This window comes from Mycobacterium sp. (assembly GCF_035274705.1).
GTDB lineage: Bacteria > Actinomycetota > Actinomycetes > Mycobacteriales > Mycobacteriaceae > Mycobacterium.
The window spans coordinates 1-20,798 of the sequence record NZ_DATENY010000026.1 but is presented as its reverse complement, the minus strand read 5'-3'; the positions used below and the strand labels follow the sequence as shown (position 1 = coordinate 20,798).

General features: G+C 64.1%; 24 protein-coding genes. 17 read left to right on the top strand and 7 right to left on the bottom strand.

The window, feature by feature from the left end:
• Positions 1-165 precede the first annotated feature (165 nt).
• Entirely contained in the window at positions 166-690 is a 525-nt protein-coding gene (locus VJV41_RS06630) for a DUF5994 family protein (protein ID WP_325332359.1), read from the top strand.
• A 21-nt stretch (positions 691-711) separates the two neighbouring features.
• Here VJV41_RS06630 and VJV41_RS06625 read toward each other — a convergent pair whose 3' ends face one another.
• Positions 712-1,203 (bottom strand): DUF5994 family protein, encoded by a 492-nt coding sequence (locus tag VJV41_RS06625; RefSeq protein ID WP_325332357.1) that lies wholly within the window; start codon positions 1,201-1,203, stop codon positions 712-714.
• A gap of 352 nt (positions 1,204-1,555) precedes the next feature.
• On the opposite strand from VJV41_RS06625, the gene VJV41_RS06620 reads away from it, so the two are divergent.
• The 10 genes from VJV41_RS06620 to VJV41_RS06575 all read left to right on the top strand — a co-directional run bounded on the left by VJV41_RS06620 (position 1,556) and on the right by VJV41_RS06575 (position 8,334).
• Entirely contained in the window at positions 1,556-1,759 is a 204-nt protein-coding gene (locus VJV41_RS06620) for a cold-shock protein (RefSeq protein ID WP_325332355.1), read from the top strand.
• Positions 1,760-1,874: 115 nt separating this feature from the next.
• On the top strand, positions 1,875-2,012 hold the full coding sequence (locus VJV41_RS06615; RefSeq protein ID WP_325332353.1) for a hypothetical protein: 138 nt from the start codon (positions 1,875-1,877) through the stop codon (positions 2,010-2,012).
• A 162-nt stretch (positions 2,013-2,174) separates the two neighbouring features.
• Positions 2,175-2,633 carry a DUF5994 family protein gene (locus VJV41_RS06610; protein WP_325332351.1) on the top strand — a complete coding sequence of 153 codons (459 nt, stop codon included), beginning with the start codon at positions 2,175-2,177 and terminating at the stop codon, positions 2,631-2,633.
• A gap of 229 nt (positions 2,634-2,862) precedes the next feature.
• The gene (locus VJV41_RS06605) at positions 2,863-3,999 is read left to right on the top strand and encodes a glycosyltransferase (protein WP_325332349.1); all 1,137 of its coding nucleotides are present in this window, start codon (positions 2,863-2,865) and stop codon (positions 3,997-3,999) included.
• Complete coding sequence (locus VJV41_RS06600) at positions 3,996-5,018, top strand: glycosyltransferase (RefSeq protein ID WP_325332347.1); 1,023 nt, start codon at positions 3,996-3,998, stop codon at positions 5,016-5,018. Before VJV41_RS06605 ends, VJV41_RS06600 begins: the two co-directional genes overlap by 4 nt.
• Positions 5,015-6,493 (top strand): glycoside hydrolase family 130 protein, encoded by a 1,479-nt coding sequence (locus tag VJV41_RS06595; protein ID WP_325332345.1) that lies wholly within the window; start codon positions 5,015-5,017, stop codon positions 6,491-6,493. The genes VJV41_RS06600 and VJV41_RS06595 overlap by 4 nt, the downstream gene beginning before the upstream one ends.
• A 23-nt stretch (positions 6,494-6,516) precedes the next feature.
• The gene (locus tag VJV41_RS06590; protein ID WP_325332343.1) at positions 6,517-7,320 is read left to right on the top strand and encodes a transglutaminase family protein; all 804 of its coding nucleotides are present in this window, start codon (positions 6,517-6,519) and stop codon (positions 7,318-7,320) included.
• A 118-nt stretch (positions 7,321-7,438) separates the two neighbouring features.
• On the top strand, positions 7,439-7,597 hold the full coding sequence (locus tag VJV41_RS06585; protein ID WP_325332341.1) for a DUF6307 family protein: 159 nt from the start codon (positions 7,439-7,441) through the stop codon (positions 7,595-7,597).
• 70 nt (positions 7,598-7,667) lie between these two features.
• The gene (locus tag VJV41_RS06580; protein ID WP_325332339.1) at positions 7,668-7,865 is read left to right on the top strand and encodes a hypothetical protein; all 198 of its coding nucleotides are present in this window, start codon (positions 7,668-7,670) and stop codon (positions 7,863-7,865) included.
• A 61-nt stretch (positions 7,866-7,926) separates the two neighbouring features.
• Complete coding sequence (locus tag VJV41_RS06575; RefSeq protein ID WP_325332337.1) at positions 7,927-8,334, top strand: hypothetical protein; 408 nt, start codon at positions 7,927-7,929, stop codon at positions 8,332-8,334.
• A 180-nt stretch (positions 8,335-8,514) separates the two neighbouring features.
• Here the strand turns inward: VJV41_RS06575 and VJV41_RS06570 are convergent, their stop codons facing one another.
• Together VJV41_RS06570 and VJV41_RS06565 are read right to left on the bottom strand one after the other, a co-directional pair.
• The gene (locus VJV41_RS06570; RefSeq protein ID WP_325332335.1) at positions 8,515-9,702 is read right to left on the bottom strand and encodes a N(5)-(carboxyethyl)ornithine synthase; all 1,188 of its coding nucleotides are present in this window, start codon (positions 9,700-9,702) and stop codon (positions 8,515-8,517) included.
• Positions 9,686-9,823, bottom strand: a complete 138-nt coding sequence (locus tag VJV41_RS06565) for a hypothetical protein (RefSeq protein WP_325332333.1) — start codon at positions 9,821-9,823, stop codon at positions 9,686-9,688. Before VJV41_RS06565 ends, VJV41_RS06570 begins: the two co-directional genes overlap by 17 nt.
• 221 nt (positions 9,824-10,044) lie before the next feature.
• Here VJV41_RS06565 and VJV41_RS06560 point away from each other — a divergent pair, with 221 nt between their 5' ends.
• Positions 10,045-11,289 carry an acyl-CoA desaturase gene (locus tag VJV41_RS06560; RefSeq protein WP_325332331.1) on the top strand — a complete coding sequence of 415 codons (1,245 nt, stop codon included), beginning with the start codon at positions 10,045-10,047 and terminating at the stop codon, positions 11,287-11,289.
• Between the two features lie 85 nt (positions 11,290-11,374).
• Here VJV41_RS06560 and VJV41_RS06555 read toward each other — a convergent pair whose 3' ends face one another.
• The gene (locus tag VJV41_RS06555) at positions 11,375-11,761 is read right to left on the bottom strand and encodes a hypothetical protein (RefSeq protein ID WP_325332329.1); all 387 of its coding nucleotides are present in this window, start codon (positions 11,759-11,761) and stop codon (positions 11,375-11,377) included.
• Positions 11,762-11,901: 140 nt separating this feature from the next.
• On the opposite strand from VJV41_RS06555, the gene VJV41_RS06550 reads away from it, so the two are divergent.
• Positions 11,902-12,645, top strand: a complete 744-nt coding sequence (locus VJV41_RS06550) for a TetR/AcrR family transcriptional regulator C-terminal domain-containing protein (RefSeq protein ID WP_325332327.1) — start codon at positions 11,902-11,904, stop codon at positions 12,643-12,645.
• 163 nt (positions 12,646-12,808) lie between these two features.
• Here VJV41_RS06550 and VJV41_RS06545 read toward each other — a convergent pair whose 3' ends face one another.
• A complete protein-coding gene (locus VJV41_RS06545; RefSeq protein ID WP_325332325.1) occupies positions 12,809-14,626 on the bottom strand; it encodes a sulfatase-like hydrolase/transferase in 1,818 nt (605 codons plus the stop codon).
• Positions 14,619-15,086 (bottom strand): SRPBCC family protein, encoded by a 468-nt coding sequence (locus VJV41_RS06540; RefSeq protein WP_325332449.1) that lies wholly within the window; start codon positions 15,084-15,086, stop codon positions 14,619-14,621. Before VJV41_RS06540 ends, VJV41_RS06545 begins: the two co-directional genes overlap by 8 nt.
• Positions 15,087-15,257: 171 nt before the next feature.
• Between VJV41_RS06540 and fucP the strand changes: the two genes are divergently transcribed.
• On the top strand, positions 15,258-16,604 hold the full coding sequence (gene fucP, locus VJV41_RS06535; protein WP_325332323.1) for an L-fucose:H+ symporter permease: 1,347 nt from the start codon (positions 15,258-15,260) through the stop codon (positions 16,602-16,604).
• Positions 16,601-17,869 (top strand): ABC transporter substrate-binding protein, encoded by a 1,269-nt coding sequence (locus VJV41_RS06530; protein WP_325332321.1) that lies wholly within the window; start codon positions 16,601-16,603, stop codon positions 17,867-17,869. The genes fucP and VJV41_RS06530 overlap by 4 nt, the downstream gene beginning before the upstream one ends.
• Positions 17,870-17,885: 16 nt before the next feature.
• Here the strand turns inward: VJV41_RS06530 and VJV41_RS06525 are convergent, their stop codons facing one another.
• Positions 17,886-18,506: a hypothetical protein gene (locus VJV41_RS06525; RefSeq protein WP_325332319.1), complete on the bottom strand. Its 621-nt coding sequence runs from the start codon at positions 18,504-18,506 to the stop codon at positions 17,886-17,888.
• Positions 18,507-18,673: 167 nt separating this feature from the next.
• Here VJV41_RS06525 and VJV41_RS06520 point away from each other — a divergent pair, with 167 nt between their 5' ends.
• Entirely contained in the window at positions 18,674-20,272 is a 1,599-nt protein-coding gene (locus tag VJV41_RS06520) for a WS/DGAT/MGAT family O-acyltransferase (RefSeq protein WP_414684896.1), read from the top strand.
• Between the two features lie 108 nt (positions 20,273-20,380).
• The coding region (locus VJV41_RS06515; RefSeq protein ID WP_325332315.1) for a hypothetical protein at positions 20,381-20,798 on the top strand (418 nt) is incomplete at its 3' end.

Below are 20,798 nucleotides of genomic sequence, written 5' to 3'. Positions count from 1 at the left end.
AACCTGAACCCAGTTAAGGACGTCCATGAAGTCGTCTGACCTGTTCTCACATCCCTACAAGCCCGAGGACGTCTCGAGGACCGACGGCGATTCGGAACCTGTGCAATCGCCCGCCTTCTCCGACGCACCCGAACGCGATTCCAGCGCGACTTCGCGGCCACATTCGTGAATGGCTTGACGGGGACGCGGCGCCTGGCTCGACCCGTCAGGCTCGCCCTCGCACAGCACGTAGGGGCCGATATCGATGGCGCGTGGTGGCCGCACACCGGCTCGGTGGCGAAGGAATTGCCGGACCTGATCGCGGCTTTGCACCGGCCACTGGGCGAGATCGTCGATATCTGCGTCAACTGGTCTGTCACCGAGGGGGCTGTGGACCTCAGCTCGATCGTTACCGGGGCTCGCTGGCAAGCCGGCGTACAGCGCAGATGTCATCGTCTGATGGTGGTTACCGGCCGTCAAGCGTGCGCGAAACTTCTTGTCGTACCGCACATGACGCCGCAAGCGCTCGGCGTCATGGTGATGCGTTGCGCCGCGGCCAGGCCCTTCTCGGATGCAGAACGAGACACCGAGGTGTTCAAGACCGCCGACAGTGTCTTACGCGCGGCTCAAGACGAGAGTGCATTGTGGAACAGTCGCACTCATGACTTGGACGCCGTCGACGGCGCAAAGTCGCTACCGAAGCCCAACTGAGCCGGCTCAGGCCGCCAGAGCTCAGGTTGAGCTATCCGCGGTTGTTGCGTGCGGCGCAACTTGCTCGCGCGCGGCACGCAGGATCGCGCAGGCGGCCTCGAATGCCGGCATCTGCTGGTGTGCGTGCAGGATGGGAAGATCCGCTGCTTGACGCAGCACCATGACAGCCAGGGCAGGACTTGTACGGCATGGCACGACCAGTAGATCCGCCCGTGCGTGACTGCCCGTGACTGTCATGACGCGAAGTTGACGGGTTTCGCGACCGGGCGTGGCCGCAACACCCCGACGGTTGAGCAAGTCGAGGTCTGGCACACCCTCCAACGGTGACCAGTTGAGGCCGATATCGACGACTCGACCCAAGCGCGGTCGGACGGCATCGATCAGTTCGGGAAGCTCGCGCGCTATCGAGGCCGTGTGCGGCCACCATGCGCCGTCGATGCCGACGCCCAGTTCGGACGCCAAGGTGAAGCGGACCGGGCTGGACAACCGCCGCTCGTCAAGATCGCTTCTCATGATCGCGCCGTCATGACAGCCACGATGGCCGAAACTGCTTCAATCGCAAGGAGTTTGGTTTTTGAGCCTGTGTGATCCATGGCCGGTTCCTTCAACTTCGAGGCTGACCCGGCGCGCGAATGCGGGGGATCGGCATGTAAATCGGATCGCACGTTGATCTTGTTGACTGCGAAACGGTCCACCCTCGAGAGTACACCCGGCAGGTTGACAAAGGTCACGGCAAGCGAAACGTTCTCTGTCGCAACCGAAGTCGAGGACCCGCCCTAGCGAAAGAGGGGTTATGCGCTGCCCGTGATACCCTTATCTGGGCTGCCTTTCGGCATCCATTCAAGAATGAGAGAAGTTGAAGAGTATGGCACAGGGAACTGTGAAATGGTTTAACGAAGACAAAGGCTTCGGTTTTATCGCTCCTGACGGTGGCGCGGAGGACGTGTTCGTCCACTACAGCGCAATCCAGGGGAACGGTTACCGGTCGCTCGCTGAGAATCAGCGGGTTGAGTTCAATGTCGAGCAGGGGGCCAAGGGCCCCCAGGCAGTCGGAGTGACTGCCGTCTAGCGAGGTCTACCTCATGTGGGCTGGTGGGTTGTTTCCCACCAGCCCACAATGCGTTTCAAGGCGTACCGTCAAGGCATCGGGACCGTCCAGGCCCCCAACTACCGAGGGGCCCACGATGGCTGACAAATCTCCCCGACAAGCGATGACCAAGAAATCGGGCAAGTCGCTGAAGGAGAAACGCGCGGTCAAGCGCGCCAAAGCAGACGGCGCATCATCGACTGTGGACGGCGTGCTGCACATCAAGAGGCATTGACGCGCAACGTCGTTTATTGAAATACCGACGCGCGTGTCCACGCTGGCTGAGCTGCGCGTATGATCAACCTCATCGGCGGTTCGTCGAGCACAACCATCTGAGATCGTGCCGTCGCCGATTCGAATGTATTTGGCCGACTCCCGGCCAAGGCGGGATCTCGCCATGACACGACAAGAAAGCAGCGCCGCCTCTGCCCGGCCGCACACGGGACCCGACAAGACGCCGCGACTGCGTTTGAAGCCCAAGGCTCGGGCAACCGGTCAGGTAGACGGTGCGTGGTGGCCGCGCAGTGAGGATCTCTCCGCCGAGCTGCCCGATCTGCTGGCTGTGCTGTCAGTACGCCTTGGTGCCATTGACCGCGTGATGTACAACCTCGCCGAGTGGGCAAAGATGCCGCGGCGACTTCAGACGGGTGGACGCTCGGTTCGACTCGATGGATATCAGCGACAGCCGGCCAACACCCTCGGGGTGCTCGGTGTCGGCCGCGAGAGAATTCTTCTGCTGGTCGTACCTCCGCACACCGATCCGGGCCAGGCACACGAGACGATGATGGCCGCGGCAACGCCAGACAATGCGTCGACGGTCGACGATCTGCTTGCGGTCGGCTCGTCCAACGGCTAGGGCCGCAAACGGTTTCGTTACCCCAGGTCGAACAATCTAGACCTCCGGTCAGGCCAGGCCAGGGGTGTATCGTCAGAACAAGTTGAAAACCCAGCTAGTCCGGGATGAGTCAGCCGTGCTGCCGCTGACCGCACCGAGCAACCGCTCACGCCGGACACGCAGGTGACAACCTCCAGTTGGGATCACCTTGACCACCCTTTCTACAATTCTATCTTCGTCGTTTCCTGTTGTGGCTCAAGGATTCTCTAACACTCCTAGCTTCGGCATTCTGAGTACGTATCCACCGACACCGTGCGGGCTGGCGACGTTCAGCGCCGCGCTGGCCCGTGGGTTGGCCACCAATGATGCCGATGTCAGCGTCGTGCGAGTGTCCGACGGCTCGCCGTCGTCGAGCAGCCATGTCATCGGCGAGCTGATCAATGGCTCACCGGCATCGGTAGCGGCGTGCGCCGAGTTGCTGAACCGGAGTGACATTGCGGTCATCCAGCATGAGTACGGCATCTACGGCGGCGCCGACGGAGACGAAGTCGTCGACATTATGGACAGCCTGCGTGTCCCGTCGATCGTCATTGCCCACACCATCCTCAAAAACCCTACGCCACACCAACGTTCGGTCCTCGAGGCGATCGCCGCCCGTGCCGACCGGGTGATCGTGATGTCCGAGGCGGCCAGCCAACGGCTATGCCGTGGCTTCGACATCGACCGCAGCAAAGTCGCCACCATCCCGCACGGCGCGACCATCCCGACGAGCGCCTCCAGCGTGCGGCGCGGTAGACCCACCGTGTTGACCTGGGGCCTGCTGGGCCCGGGCAAGGGCATCGAGCGGGTGATCGAGGCGATGGGGTCACTAAGCGAACTCCCCGGGCGGCCGCGCTACTTGGTTGCGGGCCAAACGCACCCGAAAGTTCTGGCCGCCGACGGCGAGGCGTACCGCGACGCCCGGATCGAACAGGCACGGCGCAACGGCGTAGCGGATTCCGTTTACTTCGATGCCGGCTACCGCAACGTTGCGATGCTGACCGACCTCGTCCAGTCCGCGGCAGTCGTCGTTCTCCCTTACGACTCGACCGATCAGGTCACCTCCGGTGTGCTGGTCGACGCCATCGCGAGCGGGCGGCCCGTCGTGGCCACCGCCTTCCCGCACGCCGTCGAGCTGCTCGGCAGTGGGGCAGGAATCGTTGTCCCGCATGATGATCCGGATGCGCTGGCATCTGCATTGCGCCGGGTACTGAGGCAGCCGTGCGTGGCCGGTGCGATGGCGGCCGAGGCCCGCCGGCTAGCACCCGAAATGGCCTGGCCGGTCGTCGCGAATGCCTATCTGAAGCTCGCGCATCGGGTCCTGACCCAGCGGCGGGCACTGGTATGACCACGACGATGCCGGCCCCGGTATTCGACCATCTGCTGCGGCTGACGGACCGCCGCGGGACATTGGAGCACGCTCGGCTCGCCGAACCGCTGCCCGAGCACGGCTATTGCACCGACGACGTGGCGCGCGTGCTTGTTGTCGCCACCCGTAATCATGGCCCCGACCGAACATTGAACGGTCTCGCCGGAGGTGCGTTGCGGTTCTTGGACGATGCGCAGGCCCTCACCGGCGCCTGCCGCAATCGGATGGACAGCACGGGCCGCTGGGTCGACGAGCCGGCCCTGGAGGACGCCTGGGGGCGGTGCATCTGGGGTCTGGGGACCGCGGCCGCGCATAGTGATGTCGCGTGGGCCCGCCAGTCGGCCCTCATGCAGTTCGACCGCGCCGCCCAGGAGCGCTCAACATGGCCGCGGGCGATGGCTTTTGCGGCACTGGGCGCTGCCGAACTCCTCGCCGTCGACGCGGAACACCACGCGGCTCGCGCACTGCTCACCGACTATGCCGCGTCGGTGCCAACGCCGAACGACGACCCGACGTGGCCGTGGCCCGAGCCGCGACTCACTTACGCGAACGCCGTTCTGCCGGAAGCGATGATCGCTGCCGGTGACGCTCTGGCCGACGCGGCGCTGTGTCAGCGTGGCCTGGATCTGTTGGCGTGGCTGGTCGAATTCGAAACGGCAGACGGCCACCTGTCGCCCACTCCTGTTGCGGGCCGAGGCCCCACGGACGCCCGGCCCGGATTCGATCAGCAGCCCATCGAGGTGTCCTCGCTCGCCGATGCGTGCGCGCGTGCCGCCGCCGTCGACGTCAACCCGATCTGGCGTGCGGGTATGGAGGCCGCAGCCGCCTGGTTCATGGGCGACAACGATGCGGGAGTTCCGATGTGGGATCCAGACACGGGTGGCGGATACGACGGGCTGCATGCCGACGGGGTGAACAGTAACCAGGGCGCGGAGTCGACCCTTGCGGCGATCTCGACGCTGCAGCACGCGCACCGTTTATCGACTGTGCCTCAATGACTTCGGTGCGGGCGCAACTCGTTACTCGTAGCCCGCAGCGGCTTGCGGCCAACCCGTCGAGGGTCATCACCCGGTTGTTCGTCCCCGGCCAGGAGGGTTTCGAGCATCAGGACTCACGCGCGGGTGCGGTACTGGCTCGGATCCTGGCCCTTGACGAGAGCGAGGTGCGCGCATCGCTGGATGATGTCGTCACCCGCTTCGACGGTCGTCACCGCGATCTGGCCGACACATTCCGCCGGCACGCCCGTGAAGTCGCCGACCGCCTCGACCCCGCGACTGATCTTTCCGAGACGCGAATGTTGTTGCTGGGTGCGGTATTCACCAGCGAGTACGCGATTGAGGGTGCGGCGTTGTGCAACCCCAGCATGGTGGCGCACCCGGACCAGACAGGAACTGCAGCGGGCAGCCTGCGATTCGTGATGAGCGTGCGCGGCATCGGGGAGGGGCACCGTTCGTCCATCGGGTTCCGGACCGGTGTCATCGACAAGACAGGTGGCGTCACGATCGATGATCCGGCTCCGTACGCCATCGTCGGAGCTGTCGTGCCGACCCTGCTGGACGGCGCGGTGTTGCGTAGTGAGCTCGGCAGGCTGCATGGCGCCGGCGAGGCCGCCGACTATGTCCTGAATGCACTCGGCGACCAGTTCACCCGAGCCGACCTCGATGAACAACTCGACAAGCTTCAGACCCACCGAAGGACGCGTGGCCACGCGGCCGAGACGATTTCGCTGATTCGGACCATTGCGGAAAGGACGTATGGCGTCGAATTCGCCGATGACATCCCGCTTTCCGCACGCGTTTTGTGGCCGGCGATGAGCGCCGAGGATGCCGGCATGGAGGACGCGCGGTTCGTCCGGTTCGTCGACGACGACGGAGCCATCACGTTCTATGCGAGCTACACCGCCTACAGCGGATCTCACATCAGCCAGCAGCTGTTGCAGACGCACGATTTCCGTGCGTTCACGTCCACACCGATGGTGGGCGGTGCGGCGGCCAACAAGGGCCTGGCGCTATTCCCGCGGCGGATTCGCGGACGCTTCGCGGCTATGTCCAGATCGGATCGCGAGTCGAATTCGATTGTGTATTCGGATCATCCGTTCGAGTGGACCGACTCGGTTCCCTGCCAGAGCCCGGCTCGAGCGTGGGAGGCGTTGCAACTCGGCAACTGCGGGCCGCCCATCGAGACTGAGGCCGGGTGGCTGGTGCTCACCCACGGCGTCGGTCCGATGCGCACGTACCGCATCGGGGCGATACTGCTCGATCTCGACGATCCGACACGGATTCTCGGTCAGCTTCGCGAGCCCCTGCTGAGCCCGGCTGCCGACGAGCAGGACGGCTACGTCCCCAATGTCGTCTACTCGTGCGGTGGGCTGGCGCATGGGGGGATACTGGTTCTGCCGTACGGCATCGGCGACGCCGCAATCGGTGTCGCGACGGTGCCGCTGGGGGAGTTGTTGGCACAGCTCGAGGCGTGACCGTCGGTCAACAGGAGACGCAGATGAGACGAGAGGTTGGCGCTTCACTCGAGGTTGAGATCACTGCGCCGACGACCTTGGAATTCCAGATCGCGGTCGCACCGCATCCCAATACCGAAGTGTACGAGTCACTGTCCTTCGACTTGGACGGCGCGGGCGTGCAACCCATGGAGATCAGCGGTACGCATGGCAACCGCATTCACAAACTGGACGTTCCGGTCGGCAATCTAAGGGTCGAGTACAGCGCCACGATCGTCGGACGGACGGACCCGGCGCCGGTGACCGAATATGACCTGTCGATGTATCTGCGCCCGAGCCGCTACGCAGAGGCTGACAAGTTTTTCGGTTTCGCTGCAACGGAGTTCGGCCAGTACGTCGATTCGGCGACGTTGTTGGAGAAGGTGTCCTCGTGGGTGGGCACGCGGCTGAACTACGTGCCAGGCTCCAGCGACCCGATCGATGGCGCGGTCGACACCCTCCTTGCCGGCGCGGGTGTGTGCCGCGACTTTGCGCACCTGGTGGTGGCGCTGTTGCGGGCCGTGAACGTGCCGGCCCGCGTCGTCTCGGTGTACGCGCCGGGGCTGTCTCCGATGGACTTCCATGCGGTGGCAGAGGCGTTCGTCGACGGGCAATGGCGGGTGGTTGACGGCACGTTGCTGGCGCCTCGGCAAACGCTGGTGCGCATCGCCACTGGGCGCGATGCCGCAGACGTCGCCTTTCTCGACAACCACAGGGGCGCGATCACGCTCACCAAGCTGGAGGTGACGGCGATCGTCGACGGCGAGCTTCCCAAGGACTCGATCGACCACCTCGTGTCGATCGGCTGAGCGCCGGGTTATGGATACGACGGTCAGTAACTAACCCAACCGACGGGAAAGGGCGTAACGTCATAGGCATCGGGCAGCTCGATTACGAGCGAACATGCCCGGCTGAAAAGGAAATTCGATGACTTCGCCAGCAATTTTGCGTACTCCCTATATCCAACGTCTGGAACTGGTGGCCGACACCATCAAGGCCCACTCAAAGCTTGGAGACAAGGCGGCAAGCGACTTGGCCGTGCACGTCCTGCATGCGCTGAACTCAATCCCCGAGAAGATGCGCTGAACCACCGGTTCGCACGTCTGTTTTATTCATTTTTGCCCGGCATTTCGCCGGTGCACCTGGAGGTTTCACTATGACAGTTACCGTGACGTTGTCCGACGGTGGCACCGACGAATACATGCGGTTCGGAGACGCGTACGTAAAGAACGGCGACGGGACGCTCGACGTCATTCGCGGTGGCGCCGAAAAGCACCACAGCTATGCGTCCGGTGAGTGGACCGACGTAGAGGGTGACCAAAGGCGGTCCAAGAAGAGCCGTTTCTGGGGCTGATCAACGGCGCTACGCTCAGAACATCAATGCGGCGCATCGCGGCGCCCGAATCGAGACCACGATGAACAAGTCTGACGACGCACAACGAATCATCTTTCGTGACAACGTGATCCGCGTAGGCGCGGGTTTCGTGGCGAAGGAGCGTCCCCACGTATTGGAAGCGTTGTCGACGCTTGGACCGCATCTGGGGAGGTGGGATCCGCAAGATGTGGATATCGATGTCTCTCTGCAGGACCGCGGCGGCAATGAACAGCGCATCACGTTGCGCACGAGGCTGCCCGGCCTCCCGCCGCTGGTAGCGGTCGCTGTGAACTCGGATATCACCCGCGCGCTAGGCGACGCGAAACGCGAACTCATCCGGCAGCTTGAGCACCAGAAGTCGGCGCGCGAACCCATGAACAACCGCAGGCTCAGGGGTAACACGATTCGACACCCGGGCGGGTCCGCGCTGCCCGAGAGGCAGACATGACGCATATCACCGAGGCGCGTGTTATCGGCAACCATGCCGAGATGGGCGAATCGTCACAGGAAAAATCCACGCTGACGGTTTCCGACGTACCGCGTGCACGTCGCCGGGGCAGGATCGGACGCCGGGAAACAGACGCGGCCGAGTCGAGATGGGACTCGGAAGGCGGTCGCTGACCCGCAGTTATTGCGCGTACTTGTGGCGGTCAGTACGGACACGATGCGGGTAGGCGTCCTCGCGGTGCTGAAACGCCAGGATGCTCGGATTGAGAACGACACCGTCGCGGATCTCGATGGCTCGAGAGATCGTTGGGGTCGAATTCCACGCCGCCGGCCCGGCAAGAAGCGTTTCGATGTGAGGCAACAATGCCTCGCTGATCTCCCAGGTTGCCGAGTTCCACAGGTACGACGGGCTGTGGTCGACGGCGTAGTAGTGCACGCCGTTCGCCAACTCGATGACCGGCTGGGTGAACGAAGTCGGCTGCGCCCAGCTGAATCCCATGCCCACGTCGCAGGAGACGTCGACGATCAGGCTTCCTGGCGTGAAGGACGGAAGGTCGTTCTCGGTCAAGAAGATCAGGGGCGCGGCGGGATCCTGCAGTACGCAGTTGACGACGATGTCGTCGCCGGCAAGAAATCGTGCCACCGGTATCACACCGTCGTCCGGAGTATCCGCCCACGTCCGGTCGGGCGCCTCCTTGTCGTGACCCATCTGGACAATCTGGGTGGAGTGAATCGGCGAACCGACGGCGGCCACCTCGCGGTTGGTCAGCACGCGCACATCGTCAACCCCATGGGCGTTCAACGCGGTGACTGCGCCGCGGGCGGTGGCGCCGAATCCGATGACCGAAGCGCGCAGACGCCGACCGTAGCTGCCGGTGATCCCCGCCAGTTGCATGGCATGTAGTACGGAGCAGTACCCGGCCAGCTCGTTGTTCTTGTGGAAGACGTGCAGCCCGAAGCCGCCGTCGGCCTGCCAGTGGTTCATCGCCTCGAAGGCGATCAACGTCAGCCGCCGGTCAATGGCGATCTGCGTCAGCGCGGCGTCCTGGACACAATGCGGCCAACCCCAGACGATCTGTCCCACATTGAGTTCGGACAAATCCTCCGCCTGAACTTTGGGCAACAAGATGATGTCGCAGTCGGCGATGAGCTGCTGCCGACTCCTGATGCCACCGACGAGTCCGGCCAGCGCGTCATCCGTGGCCCCGAACTCCGCGCCGTAACCGTGCTCGAGGACGATCCGCTGCCGGAGCTGCTGGTCGATCCTGACGAAATGCGCCGGGTGAATCGGCAATCTGCGCTCGTTCGGCTTGCGCGAACGAGCCAGAACCCCTAGCGAAAGCTGCTGTGCCTCAGCGCTTCTTGTCATGAAGCAACGCCTCGGTGGACGTAACCTTGGCCGCTTGCTTGGCGTGCTTGGCGGCGCGCTTCTCCTTCAGGGATTTTCCGGACTTCTTGGTCATTGTTTGGCGAGGAGACTTGTCAGACATCGTTGGCCCTTTGATCGTGGGGCCTGGTTGGTCCCGATTCCCCGACGCTACCCGGTTGACAGCGGCATTGGCGCCCGTTGGTTTGCGGCTTCGCCGGCACGTACACTGGTGGGACGCCGACGCGCTGCCGTCGTCTCTCTCGATCTCGGCTGGTGGTCCGCAATCCGCGGGTTCTCATACGAGCCCACCCTCAGTATCCGGACGGACCAACAGGACGATCATTGGCAATTGCTGACATCGCTGCGTACGCGCATCTGAGCGATGCGGACATCGCGGCCCTCGGGGAAGAACTGGACGCCATCCGCTGCGACGTCGAGGAGTCGCTCGGTGAGAACGACGCGGCTTACATCCGGCGGACCATCACGTTCCAGAGAACGCTCGACGTCGTCGCGCGCCTGCTCATCTGCGCCAGCCGGTCACGGACCGGCTGGCTCTTGGGGACCGCGTCGCTGGCATTCGCGAAAAGTGTCGAGAACATGGAAATCGGCCACAACGTCAGCCACGGTCAATGGGATTGGATGAACGACCCGGAGATTCACTCGAGCACGTGGGAGTGGGACATGGTCGCGGTCTCGTCGCAGTGGAGGTATTCGCACAACTACCGCCACCACGTGTTCAGCAATGTGGTCGGCGTTGACGACGACCTCGGCTTCGGCATCATGCGGGTGACCCGCGACGAACCGTGGCGACCTGCTCACCTACTACAGCCGCTTCGAAACCTGTTGTTGGCGAGCATCTTCGAGTGGGGAATTGCCCTTCACGGTGTCCATTCGGAGCGCGACCGGCTGGAAGCAGAGCCGGTCAAGGTGGCACAGGCCAGGGTGGCGCTGGTCGGGAAGGTTGTCCGCCAAGCGGTCAAGGACTATGTGCTCTTCCCGGCGCTGAGCCGATCTCGCTGGCGCAGAACCCTGGCTGCGAATGCGTCGGCCAACCTACTGCGAAACCTCTGGGCGTACGTGGTGATCTTCTGCGGCCACTTCCCCGACGGCGCAGAGAAATTCACCGCCGATGTACTCGAACAGGAAACCCGTGCAGAGTGGTACCTGCGACAGATGCTGGGCGCCGCAAACTTCAAAGCTGGCCGGCTGCTGGCGTTCTCGAGCGGAAACTTGTGTTACCAGATCGAGCACCACTTGTTCCCCGACTTGCCGAGTAACCGCTACGCGCAGATCGCGGTGCGGGTGCGGGAACTCTGCGACAAGTACGATCTCCCTTACACCAGCGGTTCGCTTGCGCACCAATATCTTTTGACGCTGCGAACCATCCATAAACTGGCGCTTCCCGACGGATTCCTCAGGGCCACAAGCGACGACGCGCCTGAAACCGCCTCGGAGCGAAAGTTCGGTCCCGGTGCTACGCCGGCCATCCGATCGGGTGGCCCGATAATTGGGCTGCGAAGCGCTTTGCGGGCCAGTGGTCAGTTACGGAGAGCGGTCAGACGCCCGCGAGCTGGCGCTGCAGATTAGCCAGTGCCGGACGGACAGTGTTGGCGGTGGGCTGCCATGTAGGCCCTTTAGATTGGTCGAGCTTGAGTGAGGGTCTTGCGACCGGCTAACCGGCAACCCGGTACTGGACTTCTGTTTCGGCATGTGTCTTCATCGTGCGGCGCGTGTGGCCCGCGCTGTCGGCGCGTTCTTGGTGTTCGAGTCGGGTGTCGCGGTCCCGGTTGATGAACGCCATTTCGCGGCGACGGCGGGCGACCGCGCGACGGGCGTCGGCCGCGCGACTCGCGGTGTGTCGCGCGCCCGTCAGCAATAGACCGACGCCGAGCGACACCACCGCGCCGACCGCGATCCCTAAGAGGAACAACGTGCCGGTCGACCCCGTGAGGTGATATCCGAACACGGAAAAATCGGTCAGCGGGTGGGCCGCCCCAGCGTTGCTCACTACGCCCACGATCGAGACGATCGCAGCGGTGAGCAAGACAATCAATCCCACGATGACGAGCATTCGATGCCTCTCATCTGCTGGTAGACCTCCAGTACACGCCTGATTCACGATTGTGTCAACAATGTTGGCACACGGCGTTAACATCCGTTGGGCCGAATCTGGTATGAGCCGAAGGAGAGTGCCGCCGTATGGCGAAACATCGGACCGCGCCCGGTGCACGCGCCGCCCGGACTGATCTGTCCGCCGCGGTCGCCGCCCCACGCGACGGCCAAGTCACCAGGTCGGTGATCCTGCAATCCGCACTGAAGATCGTCGACCGCGACGGCATCGACGGCTTGTCCATGCGCCGCCTCAGCGACGAGGTGGGTCGGGATCCCACAGTGATCTATCGGCACGTGCCGAACAAGGCGGCACTGCTCGACGGTGTGGCCGAGATCGTGCTCGCACAATTACGGGTGGACACTGCAGATCCGGACTGGACGAATCAGCTGCGCGCCGTCGCCCATGACTTCCGTCGTCTCGCGACCTCGCATCCAAATGTGGTGCCACTGTTGGTGACTCGACCACTTGCCACGCCATTGGGGCAGCGGCCCCCGGGGATGCTGCGGCCGCTGGAGGACGTACTCACGCTGCTCACCTCGGCCGGCTTCAGCGGGACGGACGCGTTGCACATCTACCGGGTGCTCTTCGGCTACCTGCATGGCCACATCCTCACCGAGTTGCAGGAACTCATCGAGCGACCCGAGGAGACCGACGATGTCTTGCGCCTTGGCCTTCATCGGCTGACGGTGACCGAGTTCCCTCAGGTGCGCGCATTGGCGTCGGCGCTGGCCAATTACGACGGCGCCGCCGAGCTCGACCGCGGCCTCGATCTGCTGCTCACCGGCCTGACGGCCACGCTGACACCATCGGACGGGGCGCCTCGCTCTTGAGGCGACATGATGTTGAGGCGACATAGGGGTGCGGCCTGCTCCACCGTCGTCGATTCGCAGGATCTGGCCGGTTCATGGTCAAGACAGGATCGATGGAACCCAATGTCCAAACTGTCCGCGTATCAGCGACTGCGCAGCGACAAGCGAGCGACCATATCGCCGATCAGTCGAACAGTTGACGAACTAAACGCGCGGCAGCAGAACGTATCTGGCCGTGTGACGCCGTCGGAGGTCGACGAACCGCATACGGCCACGGCTGATTGCGCTCCGGCACGGACGTGGCGCGCGCCTGCTTGAGCTGCATCCGCAGGTGCGCGCGCAGGTCGTGCAAGTCGGGGTCGGTCCACCGGTTGTCGGATTCGATGGGGTCGTCCGTCAGGTCGTAGAGCTCCCACTGGTCGTCGAGCGGGCTCGTGCGATACGCCTCGCCGCCAAGGCCGTTCGCCGCGAGGTGACGGACACCGGGCTCAGTCCAGGTCGCCGGATCGTCGAACGTGCGCACCAACTTCCACAGATGACCCGCGCCGCCCTCTGCCTCTGAGACCCGGACGACCAGCCCCTCGAAATTCGACCCGACATGCGCGGGAATCCGGATACGCAGCGGCGCAGGCGGATTCACCGTCCGCTTCAACCGGCGCGCCAGACCCGAGGCGCCGCTGTCGCCCTCGAGCATGTTGTCGCGGGTCATGAGGTAGACAGCACGGGTGTCGTCCGCCTGCTCGCCGTCGACGACTGGCATGAGGTTGCGGCCCGGCAGGTCGTGCACTTCGGTGAACGACTCGGCTAGGGTGGCAGCGGCCGAGGCGACGTCGACGCCGGCGGCCCCGAGAAGCGTCGGGACCAGATCGACGTGTGACGTCGGCGCGGTGACGATGCGTCGTGACGTGGCGCCCTCGCCGATCCGCGCGATCACGAACGGCACCCGGGTGGCTTCGTCGTAGAGGTTGAACCACTTCTGATGAAGTCCGCCGTGGGCGCCGAGCAGATCGCCGTGGTCGGCCGTACGCACCAGCACCGCGTTGTCGGACCCGCCCTCGGTGACAGCGCGCCGGACGCGATCGATCGGCGTATCCACCTCGGCGTGCAGGCGGTAGTAGAGGTCGCGGTAGCGCTGCGCGTTGCGCTCGTAGGTCCGGTTGATCGCCGGCGCCGGGCCGTAGCCGGAGTAGTAGGCCTCGCGGAACGCGATCTGTGCGGCGGGTTTGGTCGACAGGTCCTCGTCGGCGGTGGGCGCGGGCGGCACCGGCGGCGGATCCAGCGGCGGCGACGGCTTCACCGGGCTGCGGCGCACCCACGTCGGGAACAGCACGATGTCGTGCGGGTTGACGAAGCTGGCGACCAACAGGAACGGACGCAGCGCGGCGGCGTCGCCGGCGCGGCGGCGGGTGTATCGATCGGTGAGCCATGCGACGACGCGGTCGGCGATCAGCGGGTCTCGGCGAAACCCGGCATTGGCCAGCAGGGCGCCGTGCGGTTCGGGGCCGACCCAACCCGAAAAGCCAAACGGGCCCAAGGGATCCTCGTCGACGTAGCGTTGCACCGCCGCGGGGTCGACCACGCCATCGTCGTCGTTGGTGGCCAGGATCTGTCCGGTCGCGGGTTCGGTGAGGTCGGCGTGGGAGATGTGCCACTTGCCGTCGTAGTGGGTGTCGTATCCGGCGGCGCGGAACCAGTTGCCGAGTGTCGGGACCTCGCCCTGGCGGAGCCAGCGCATGCGTGAATCGCCGTAGGTCTTGCCGATGCCGTCGGTCTGGGTGACGCCGTGCAGGTCGGGGTAGTGCCCGGTGAAAATCGTTGGGCGACTTGGCACGCAGGCCAGCGAGCCGGTGTAGTGGCGGCCGAAGCTGACGCCGTGGTCGTCGAACCACTTGCGGCCCTTGAGGGTTCGGTCGCGCCAGGCGAGAACGTCGGCGGACTCGTAGGGCGGGATCGCGCGTTCCTCGTCGGTCATGAGGATGACGATGTCGGGGCGGTCAGGCATGGGTGCTCTCCAATCGGCGGGTGAGTCCGGCGAGCAGCGCATCGAGCTGTTTGGCGGTGCCGCGGGCGACGATCCGTTCGGCGAGCCGCTGCAGTGGGTTCGAGCCGATGTCGACGGTGCTGGTGAGGGTGACGGTGGTGCCGCCGGTGGACGGGGTGACGGTCCAGCGGCTGGTGATGCGGCCCAGCAGGCCGGGGAGGCCGTCGACGTCGTAGGCGAGTGCGCGGGGCGGGTCGAATTCGGTGATGCGCTCGACGAGTGTGTTCCGTCCGAGCTGGACGCGGCGGGCGGTGCCGACCGCGACGCCGTCGACGGCGGGGATCAGCAGGCAGGAGTGGTCGACGATGTCGGCCCATGAACTGATCGCGCCGAAGTCGGCGAGCACATCCCAGATCGCCCGCGGTTCAGCCGCGATGGTTCGGAAGCGGCGGATGTCGGTCACCACGGCATTCAATCCGATTCAGCGGCGAATTGCGGGAGATCGCAAGTCGCCGATGCGCGTCGGGCTGACTGAGGCGAGATTGCTTTCGCCCGCGTAAGGACGCCCAGTTTCGGGAACACCGGAAGAGCGTGATGTAGATCACAGGTAGGGGTCGCGCCCTATCGCTTCGCATGGCGAGAGGCACCGAGCATGACGACCACCGAACACGCCGATCAACCTGCCGAAGCACCAGCGTCGTCGTCGAAACAAGGCCTTGTATATCCGAAGATGTGGGTGCTGTTCGGCGTGCTCATCTGCTGTTTCACCGCATGGGGCGTCGCCGCCGACCTCACCACCCCGATGGTGGCCGGCTTCAAGCGCATCTTCGACATGAACACCTTCCAGGCGTCGCTGGTTCAGTTGGCCTACTTCGGTGCGTACTTCCTGCTGGCGATTCCCGCCGCGTTGATCAACGAGCGGTTCGGCTACAAGGCGGGGCTGCTCTCAGGCCTCTTCCTCGCCGCGGCGGGCGCCATCGCCTTCTATCCGGCCAGCAAGATCATGACCTACGAGGCATTCCTGGTCGCGTTGTTCGCGATCGCGGCCGGCTGCTCGATACTCGAGACGTCCGCCAACCCCTACGTCCTGTCGCTGGGTCCCGAGGAGACCGCGACCCGGCGACTGAACTTCGCGCAGGCCTTCAACCCGGTCGGCACCAACATCGGGGTGCTTCTGGCCGCGACGTTGATCTTGCCCAAGCTGGACGAGCCGGTGAACATGGCGAATCTGACCCCAGCCGAGATGCATACGATCCGCGCCGGTGAACTCGGGGCGGTGATGGGTCCGTATCTGGGCCTCGGGTTCGTCTTGATCGCCATCGCGCTGGTGATCGCCATGAAGAAATCGCCGCCGATCGTGGAGGAGTATCCGGATGCAGACCTCGAGGGGAAGTCTCCCGTGCGGATTCTGCTGTCGAACAAGCGATACGTCTTCGGCGTCGTCGCGCAGTTCTTCAACGTGGCAGCCCAAGTCTGCACGTGGACGTTTCTGATCCAGTACTCGCAGCAGGCGCTGAACGGATCCCTCCGGCTAGGAGGCTATCTGCTGCAGGTCAGCCTGATCGTGTTCCTGATCTCGCGGTTCATCATGACGTGGGTGATCGGGCGGATCCGCGCGACGAAAGTGTTGACCGCTCTCGGCGCACTCGCGGTGGTGCTGTGCATCTTCGCCATGTTGTCGCCGAACGTGGCGGGCGTGGCCGCGGTCGTCGCATTGTCCTTCTGCCTGTCGCTGATGTTCCCGACGATCTACGGTGTGGCCCTCAAAGGGCTCGGTCCCGCAACGAAATTCGGTGCCGCCGGACTGGTGATGGCCATTGTCGGCGGGGCGATCATGCCTTTGATTCAAGGCAAGCTGCTCGACGCGACCAGTCCGGCGACCTCGTTCATCGTCCCCGCGGTGTGTTTCGTCGTGGTCACCTGTTACGCCGTGTACGACCTGCGAGCCGAACCCCCGCCCGCCGGAGCCGCCCCCCACGTGGTTGGAGAACGAGCATGAAGCGCTACTGGGTCATCGCGCTGGCATTGGTGCTCGCCGCATGCGGCGGAGGGCAGAAGGCGAACTTCTCCGAACCCACCGACCGGCTCGAGGTGGTGTCGTGGTGGGTGTCGCCGTCTGAGCACCCGGCTTTCGACGTCTTGCTGGACGCGTTCAAATCAAAGAATCCGAAAGTGGATGTGATCGACGGGTCCATCGCGGGCGGCGGCGGAAGCAATGTTCAGGTCGCGCTGGCCGCCCGTCTGCGGGCGGGAGATCCTCCCGACGTGTGGCAGACGTTCCTGGGCAGTTCGCTTCGCGCGTGGGTCGACGCGAGCCGCATCGCGGAGGCTTCGGCGGTGTACGAGCGCGCGAATTTGGCTTCCACGCTGCCGCCGAAGTTGCTCGATGCGGCGACATACAAGGACAAGCAGTGGGGGGTGCCGACCGGGTCGCATCGCGGAAATGTGTTGTGGTTCAACCAACGTGTGCTTCGTGACGTGGGCGTCGCGGCTCCCGGGCCGGGCTACTCCTCAGAGACGTTCGGCAACGACTTGGACAAGGTCGCGGCGAGCGGGCGGACGGCGTTATGCCTGGGCAGCAAGGACAGGTTCACCGCAACCGAGCTGTTCGAGAACACACTGCTGGGGGTGATCGGTCCGGAGGGATGGACGAGGATCGGCGACGATTCGTTCGACTGGCGGGGACCTCAGCTCAGGCAGGCACTGGCGAGGTTCGGCCAGATCGTGTCCCGGGCCGATCCGAATGCCGCCGGACTCACGTGGGATCAGGCGGCGAAGAAGTTGGCGACGGGAGAATGCGCGTTTCTGTCGATGAACGACTCGGTCTACGGCGAACTTGTGGCCAACCATGTCGCCGAGGGCAAAGACTTCGGGTATGTGGCCTATCCAGGAACCACCGGCGCGTACCTGGCGATCGTGGACACATTCGTCGTGTCGGCGGACGCCAAGGACGGGGTGAATGGCCTCAAATTCCTTGAGACGGTGGCTGATCCGAAGATCTCGCTGGAGTTCAACAAGGTGAAGGGATCGGTGCCGGTGCGCAACGACGTGGATGTGTCGTCGCTACCGGCGTATCAGCGTCAGGCGTCGGAGTCGTTGTGGCACGACAAGATTCTGCTGTCGATCACCCACGGTGAACTCATGCCGTCGCAGTTCCAGCAAGCGATCTACGACGCGGTGGCCACGTTCGACCAGAGCAAGAGCCCAGACGCATTCATCGACACCTTGCAGAATGCTATCGAGGTGCCCGTTGCCGGACGCTGAGGACGTCTACCCGCGGTCAGACCAACTCGGGCACACGCAGGTGTGCGACTGCCAACTCGAAGTCTGACTGGTCGACTACCTCTGCGTTGGCTTCCTGGCTGCCAGTCGCTCTGAGCCTGTCCAACTGATCCTTGTTCCGCTCAATCGCTTCGGCGTTTTCGAAGTTGGCCGAGGCCGCGCCACGACCGGACGCTCGGTCGACGAGCAGGCTGGCACTGCAGAACCCCTCCAGCTCTTCCAGGGCGGGCAGGATGGTCGTCTTGTAGAAATCGATGCCTTCGTCCATTCGATCCGGATCGACCTTGACCCAGGTGGCTCGGACACAGGAACCCTCACCCGCGCGATGCTCGCGGTGCATGGCAGCGATCTCCCATTCCTCGACCTGCGCGCTACCACCGAAAAGCTCGGCGGCACGGTCGCGAATTGGCCGGATGGACTCCTCACTCGCGCGCATTGCCTCCTCGGACTCCCAGGAGCTGGTGGCAATGCAGCGGCCGGACGTTCGGTCGACCAACAAGGACAAGCCGACGCACCCGCCGATGCCCTCGAGTGCGGGCATCACGGTATCCCGCATATGTGCGATACCGGCGTCAATGGACGAGGGCTGCGCCTGGATGGTGGTGCTTCGTGCGTACATGATCTGCCTCCGTTGTATGTGGGGCAGCGTCTCGACGGCGCCGCCGGACCACTTCATCGTCCTCCCCGCAGGCAAGGCATGGCAATGGGTGGCGGGTGTCAGAATGCGGCAATTCGGAATCGTCGAAACTCCCTGCGCACCTGAGCAATACGTATCGAGCGCAACTAATGAGTTCTGCGGGTGAGCCGCGTGCGTACCCCACTCGAGGCGATGGTTCCGTTCGGCCGGCGCGCCGTCGTGATCGTGTACTCCAATCGACTCGCGCGGCGAGCTCGATCAGCGCACTCTCACGATCACGGATCTTGTTGCAAATCGACCGATTTGGGGGTGTTGGCCCGAGGTCAACGCGCCTAGCATGGTTGCACATGGAACGGCTCAGCGGCCTCGACGCGAGCTTTCTGTACAGCGAGAGTCCCACCCAGCCCCTCAATGTGTGTTCGATCCTCGAGGTGGACACCTCGACGATGCCTGGTGGCTACACCTTTGATCGGCTCCGCGACGAATTGGCCACAAGGATCGCGGGAATACCCGAGTTCCGGGCAAAGCTGGCCGACAGCCAGCTGAATCTGGACTATCCCGTATGGGTCGACGACGATGCCTTCGACATCGACCGTCATCTGTATCGCATCAGCCTGCCGTTGCCGGGAGGGCGCCGGGAATTGGCCGAGATCTGCGGACACATCGCGTCGGTACCGTTGGATCGCAGCCGGCCGCTGTGGGAGATGTGGGTGATCGAGGGCATCGCCGAGATGAATCCCCACAAGGGCGGGATCTTGGCGGTGATGACAAAGGTCCATCACGCCGCGGTGGATGGGGTGACCGGCGCCAGCCTGCTGTCGCAGCTGTGCAGCGTTGAACCCGATGCGCCACCACCCGACGCGGTGGCAGGTCCTGGAAAGGCCGGCCCGCTCGAGATCGCGGCGGGCGGCCTGATGCGCTTCGCCTCGCGCCCCTGGCAGTTCGTCAATGTGGTGCCGACGACCGTCGCGACGATCGTCAAGACTCTGCGGCGTGCGCGGGGTGGCTTGACGATGGCCGCACCGTTCGCGGCCCCGGCCACACGGTTCAATGCGTCAATCACCATCGCACGTAACGTCGCGCTGGCCCAGATGGACCTTGAGGACATCAAGAAGGTCAAGAACCGCTTCAACGTCACGGTCAACGATGTCGTGATGGCCCTGTGCGCGGCGGTGCTGCGGTGGTTCTTGCTCGATCATGCCGAGCTGCCTGACAGATCACTGGTGGCGATGGTGCCGGTGTCGGTGCACGACAAGTGCGACCGTCCGGGCCACAACCAGCTATCGGGGATGTTCTGCCGACTCGAGACGAACATCGGAGACCCGGGGGTGCGACTACGCGAGATCGCTCGAGACGATGCCGCTGCGAAGAATCACAGCGCGGCGATCAGTCCGACGCTCTTGCAGGACTGGACACAACTCGCGGGCAGAGTGCTGCTCGGCTCGGTGTTGCGGCTTGTCGCCAGCACGCCGCACATCGGAAACCCGGTCCACAACTTGATCATTTCGAATGTGCCTGGTCCGCAAGCGAAGCTGTACTTCTTGGGCTGCGAAGTCGAGGCCATGTATCCACTCGGCCCGCTGTTTCATGGCTGCGGTCTGAACATCACGGTGATGTCGCTGAGCGGAAAGTTGAACGTAGGGGTCCTCTCCTGCCCGGACCTGGTACCCGATCTGTGGCGGCTCGCCGACGACTTCGACGTTGCGCTGGAGCAGTTGCTTGAATGCGCGGTTCCGGCGCCGTTGTGAGGATTGGGATCGTCGCAAATCGCGGGATCGCCCTGCAAATCAGCCTGACGCCCGCGCCGAGATCACTAAGCTAGCGAACCGTATCGACCCAAACCGGCGGGGGCCCGAATGGAACGCGATGAACTCGCAAGGGTTTTCTACGGGGAGGGCGCGGTGCCCGCCGCGTGGGCTACCGATTGCCCCGTTCGGTTTGACGTTTGGCTGGCGTATGCGAGGCCGGCCGAGCTCGGCTTGGACGGCCGCGTCGACTTGATCCTCGACACCAACGAGGAGTACGGCACGCCGCGGGTTCTTGACGATCTTCTGAGCACTCAGCTCGCTATTGCGGAATGTCAGCCGATCGCTACGGGGAGCTTCATATCGATACGAATGACCTTGCAGGAATTCGTCCACGCCATCCTGCCGATGACGAACCTTGCGAGCCTGGTTCGGCTAGCCCAGGACGAGGGGCCGCCGGGAATTGAGCAAGCGTTCGACGGGACATTCGAGGCGCCGCCTCGTTCCTTCGAGACAGCCGAAAGTGAAG